General features: G+C 48.6%; 1 protein-coding gene. It reads left to right on the top strand.

What is annotated here, in order from left to right:
- On the top strand, positions 1-451 hold a 451-nt coding region (locus Y887_RS20715; RefSeq protein ID WP_046965560.1), incomplete at both ends, for a hypothetical protein.

The following is a 451-nucleotide window of genomic DNA, read 5'->3' as shown; positions in this document are numbered from 1 at the left end:
GGCGACATTGGCCAAGTCCCTCCGGTAAAAGCCGCGGCCTACTTTCCCGAAGAAGCCGTTGACGTTCTGTTAACAGAAATCATGCGGCAGGGGAAAGAGTCCAACATCATCCGTGCCTCCTTCTTCGTGCGCCAAGGCAACCGCCTTCCTCCGCGCGAGTACGATGACGTCAAAGTATTGGCAGAATCGCCGCGCGTTACTGCATTGAAGAAATTCATGGGCGAAGATGATCAAATTATTTGCTCCTATAATAGCACCAAAGATAAATGGAATTCATTATTACGGCAAGTGAGCGGACGTATAACGCCAATGCCAGGAATCGGTGAGAAGGTTATTTGCACCTTCAACCAACACGGGCCAGGATTCTGTAATGGCGAGCAAGGGATTGTTATTAGCTATGAGCCAGTACCGGACTTTGAAAGGGATGAAGATGAGTCGAATGAAATAATGT

The sequence above is a fragment of the Xanthomonas pisi DSM 18956 genome, from assembly GCF_001010415.1.
Classification (GTDB): Bacteria; Pseudomonadota; Gammaproteobacteria; order Xanthomonadales; family Xanthomonadaceae; genus Xanthomonas; species Xanthomonas pisi.
The sequence above is the reverse complement of the archived record's forward strand: the minus strand, read 5'-3'. Positions and strand labels throughout refer to the sequence as shown.